Source organism: Clostridium sp. CAG:43, assembly GCF_000434655.1.
GTDB lineage: Bacteria > Bacillota > Clostridia > Lachnospirales > Lachnospiraceae > Otoolea > Otoolea fessa.
The window spans coordinates 1-4,286 of the sequence record NZ_FR895084.1; the positions used below are offsets into that span (position 1 = coordinate 1).

Consider the following 4,286-nt stretch of genomic DNA (forward strand, 5'->3'; position numbering starts at 1 on the left):
GGAAGAGAAGACCGTGCAGGAACTGAAAAAACTGGGAAAGCCGTTTCTGGTGCTTTTAAACTCGCAGAAACCATATTCGGAGGAGACGCGGGCGCTGGCAGCCCGGATGACCGAAAAATATGAGGTGCAGGTGCTCCCAGTCAACTGTGAGCAGCTGCGCGCCGAGGATATCCGGGAGATTCTGGGGCAGGTGCTTCTGGAATTCCCGGTCACGGAGATCGATTTTTCGATTCCGAAATGGCTGGAGATTCTGCCAAACAGCCATTGGCTTAAATCGGAGGTCATACAGGCAGTCCGGGGGATGATGGATCGGACGGTACATATGCGCGATGTGGCGTTGGCGCTGCCAGAGGAAACCGGGGAAGCGATCCGTCGGATCCGGATTGTATCAATGAAAATGGATGATGGCAGCGTTCAGGCGGTGGTCGAGCTGGACGACGGGCATTATTATCAGATCCTCAGCGAGTATGTGGGAATGCCGATCGAGGGCGAGTACCAGCTGATGCAGACCTTGAAGCGGTTGGCGTCGATGCAGAGCGAGTATGAAAAGGCATCCGTGGCGCTCACGCAGGCGCGCAAGAAGGGCTATGGGGTTGTCACGCCGGAACGCGGGGAGATCGTCCTCGATGAGCCGCAGGTGGTGCGCCACGGCAATAAATATGGAGTCAAAATGAAAGCGCAGGCGCCGTCCATCAATCTCATCAAGGCGCAGATTGAGACTGAGATCGCGCCGATTGTGGGAAATGAACAGCAGGCAGAGGATTTGATCCGATACATCCGGGAGAATGCTGGAAAAGGTGAGGAAGGTATCTGGGAAACCAATATTTTTGGAAAATCAATCGCCCAGATCGTCGATGACGGGATTCAGGCGAAGATCTCCCAGCTCACTGAGGACTGCCAGGTGAAGCTGCAGGATACGCTGCAGAAAATCATCAATGACAGCAATGGGGGGATGATCTGTATTATTATATAATAGAATAGGTCTGGCTCTTGTTGGGAAAATGGTGCGTTGTCTGGAATGGGAATGTGGGACAGATAAGGTGATTTTATGAAAATTTTATCGAAACTTTATCGGGGAAATTGCAAAATTGTCAGAAATCAGTTATAATGAGGCTAATAGCAAAAACACTTTCCGCAAGGGGTATGCGGAAACACAAACGACAGAACAGGGGGCTGATTTTATGAGGCTTACATTTATCGGTGCGGATCATGAGGTTACAGGCAGCTGTCATTTTCTGGAGGCATGCGGGCTGAATATTCTGATTGACTGCGGTATGGAACAGGGGATCAACAAGTATGAAAATGCAGAACTTCCGATTCCGTATTCGGATGTGGACTATGTGTTGGTGACGCACGCCCATATCGATCATGTGGGATTGCTTCCGCTTATCTATGCGAGGGGATTCCGCGGACAGATTATGGCGACGCGCGCGACCTGCGATCTGTGTGATATCATGCTGAAAGATTGCGCCCATATCCAGGAGTCAGAAGCGGAGTGGAAAAACCGGAAAGCCATGCGTGCCGGGAAACCGGAGGTGACACCGATTTACACGATGAACGATGCAGAAGGGGTACTGCATCACTTTGTCCCCTGCAATTACAATGAGATTATCCGTCTGAATGACAATCTGGAGATTCGGTTTGTCGATGTGGGACATCTGCTTGGTTCGGCTTCGATCGAGATCTGGATGAAGGAAGACGATTGTTCCAAGAAGATTGTATTTTCAGGTGATATCGGTAACAAAAACAAGCCGCTCATCCGCAGCCCGCAGTACATCCATCAGGCGGATTATGTTGTCATGGAGAGTACTTACGGCGGTCGGTTCCACAAGAATACAGGCGATCACGTGGAAGAATTTGCCCGCGTGATTCAGGAGACGCTGGATAAGGGTGGCAATGTCGTGATCCCGGCATTTGCGGTCGGCAGAACGCAGGAAGTGTTGAATTACATCCGTATTATCAAGGAGAAGAACCTTGTAACCGGGCACGGTGTATTTCCGGTTTACTTAGACAGCCCGATGGCGGTGGAAGCGACCGGCGTGTTCAAGGACAATATGATGGATTGCTACAATGAGGAGACGAAGGAGCTGGTAAAAAAGGGCATCAATCCGATTTCTTTCCCGGGTCTGCATCTCTCGATCACCAGCAGCGATTCCGTTGCAATCAACTTCAACGAGGAACCGAAGGTTATCATCTCGGCAGCCGGCATGTGTGATGCGGGCCGTATCCGCCATCATCTGAAACACAACCTCTGGAGACCGGAGTGTACGATTTTGTTTGCTGGCTATCAGGCAGTCGGCACACTGGGACGCAGCATTACTGAGGGACGCGAGGAAGTGAAGCTGTTCGGTGAGTCGATCGAGGTCAAAGCACGGATCGAGAAGATCGAGGGCATCAGCGGCCATGCGGACGAGACCGGGCTTTTGGAGTGGGTTGGCAGTTTTATGGAAAAACCGTCCCAGGTCTTCGTGGTACACGGCGATGACACAGTGTGTGATGCATTTGCAGAGACGGTCAAGGAGACTTACGGCATCAATGCGATGGCTCCGTTCTCCGGCAGTTCCTACGACCTGAAAGAGGGATGCTTCGTGACTGTTACGAAGGGTATTCCGATTCAGAAACCGGCAGTGAACGAAGCAACGAAGAAAGCGGCTGGTGTATTTGCCCGCCTGCTGGCAGCCTGCGACCGCCTGCGCCGTGTTGTTATGCATAACGAGGGCGGGGCGAACAAAGATTTAGCACGTTTTGCCGACCAGATCAACTCGCTCTGCGATAAGTGGGACCGCTAGGCTTCAATAATAGACATAAAGGAGATTTCTGACTTGAAAGTAACTATATACACAGACGGCGCCGCCCGCGGCAATCCAGATGGTCCGGGCGGATTTGGAACCGTCATTCACTATGTAGATCCGGCAGGAAAACTGCACACGAAAGAGATTTCCGGCGGCTACAAACGAACTACGAACAACCGTATGGAGCTGATGGCAGCCATCGCCGGTCTTGAGGCGCTCAACCGTCCCTGCGAGATCGAACTCTATTCAGATTCCCAGTATCTCGTCAACGCTTTTAACCAGCACTGGATCGAGGGTTGGATCAAAAAGGGCTGGAAACGCGGCAAAAATGAGGAGGTTAAGAATGTAGATCTATGGAAGCGCCTGCTCGCTGCCAAGGAACCCCATCAGATTTCGTTTTTCTGGGTGAAGGGGCATAATGGGCATCCGGAGAATGAGAGATGTGACTTTTTGGCTACTTCGGCGGCGGATGGGGACGAGCTGATGGTGGATCCGGGGGTATAGCTCGTTACTGCTCACACATGTGTGCCCAGCAACGGGATTTTGCCGATGCTACGCATTCCAAATCGGCAAAATCTGCATCCGGAACTGTATTGTACGGAATTTTCAGTTCAGAAAATTCCTACCTGTGAGCAGTTACTATAACAACCCTTACGATATGTTTACATCTTTCGATCATCTATTTTCAAACCGTCTTAAATGTGCTATTTTAAAATTATCAAGTGAACAGGAATAGCAAAGGCGGTTGAGAGTAATTTGAAAAATAAAGGAATGATCGCTGCCCTCGGTCTGATTCTGGTGCTGGGGATTGTGACGACGGCGGCAACGCGGCGTTATATCCGGGAGCAGGCGGGAAGTGAGAGAAGCCTGACGGTCGGACCGGAGGCGATGTATGAGGCGGAACCATTTGCGGCGGAAGCAGCGGAAAATGGTCTGGCGGGGGATGCGCCGGAGCCATCTTCTAAAAAAATGGCACATGCGGAAAGTATGGGGACAGAAGATAGAGCCTGTATGCAGGCGGAAGGAGATGTTTCTGTCCAGTCTTTAGGTGAACAAAAGGAAAAACGTGCAGATAATCGGGCGGCTGCTAAGGCGGCAGAGAAGCAGAGCGCGGGCGATAAGTCGGATCATTCTGTGAATACAGGGGCGGTTGTGTCCCCGGTTGAAAATGGAATTGTATCTCCTGCGCGAGGCGCGTCCTCCGGGACAGGTGCAGGCTCGGACCGGACAGCGGAAGATTACCGGAACCGGCTGGGCGAGATCGAGAATACGATTCAAAACCTGGAAAATTCGGGAAGTGCGAATACGACCGACGCGATGCGGGAGGCGGTCGCGTATGAGTACCGGCTCTGGGATGCCGAATTAAATCAGATTTATCAGGCAATCATGGCGGTGCTTCCAGACGAGGAGACAGACACGCTGCGTGGTCGGGAACGCAGATGGATCCGGGAACGTGATACGGCGGCGAAACAGGCGGCGGAGCGCTACAAGGGC

The 4,286-nt window shown here is 51.9% G+C and carries 4 protein-coding genes; all 4 read left to right on the plus strand.

Annotated elements, in window-relative coordinates; all coding sequences use genetic code 11:
* A partial coding sequence (locus QVO97_RS06805; protein WP_288189228.1) for a stage IV sporulation protein A occupies window positions 1-973 on the plus strand: 973 nt, incomplete at its 5' end.
* A 208-nt stretch (window positions 974-1,181) separates the two neighbouring features.
* A complete protein-coding gene (locus QVO97_RS06810) occupies window positions 1,182-2,789 on the plus strand; it encodes an MBL fold metallo-hydrolase RNA specificity domain-containing protein (protein WP_022359618.1) in 1,608 nt (535 codons plus the stop codon).
* A gap of 33 nt (window positions 2,790-2,822) precedes the next feature.
* Complete coding sequence (gene rnhA / locus QVO97_RS06815; RefSeq protein ID WP_022359619.1) at window positions 2,823-3,296, plus strand: ribonuclease HI; 474 nt, start codon at window positions 2,823-2,825, stop codon at window positions 3,294-3,296.
* Between the two features lie 252 nt (window positions 3,297-3,548).
* Window positions 3,549-4,286: lysozyme inhibitor LprI family protein (locus QVO97_RS06820; RefSeq protein ID WP_288189231.1), on the plus strand; the 738-nt coding region annotated here is incomplete at its 3' end.